The organism is Phenylobacterium sp. CCH9-H3 (assembly GCF_001557235.1).
Lineage (GTDB): Bacteria > Pseudomonadota > Alphaproteobacteria > Caulobacterales > Caulobacteraceae > Phenylobacterium.
Genome location: NZ_LSJI01000267.1, coordinates 1 through 229, shown reverse-complemented (window position 1 = coordinate 229; position 229 = coordinate 1). Strand labels below are relative to the sequence as shown.

1 pseudogene is annotated in these 229 nt (G+C 69.0%); it reads right to left on the bottom strand.

The features are described 5' to 3' along the window. Positions 1-229, bottom strand: a pseudogene (locus tag AX721_RS28135) (copper resistance protein CopB); the annotation flags it as partial.

Here is a 229-nt window from a genome sequence, read left to right as displayed (position 1 = left end):
ATTCAGATCGCCGCCGTACCAGATCTCGCCGTCCCAGGCGTAGCCGCCGCCATTCCCTTCGACGAACTCAGCTTGATCCAAGAGGAAGAGGGAGACGCGGCTGCCGCCATGCTCGGCGCGCAGTTCCTCCCGCGCCCCCTCCATGCGGGCAGGGCTGAAGAAGCGGTCCGCCAGATGGTCTCCAGGCGGCGGCGGCGGCGACGTGGCGGGCGATCGCTCCATGCTGACC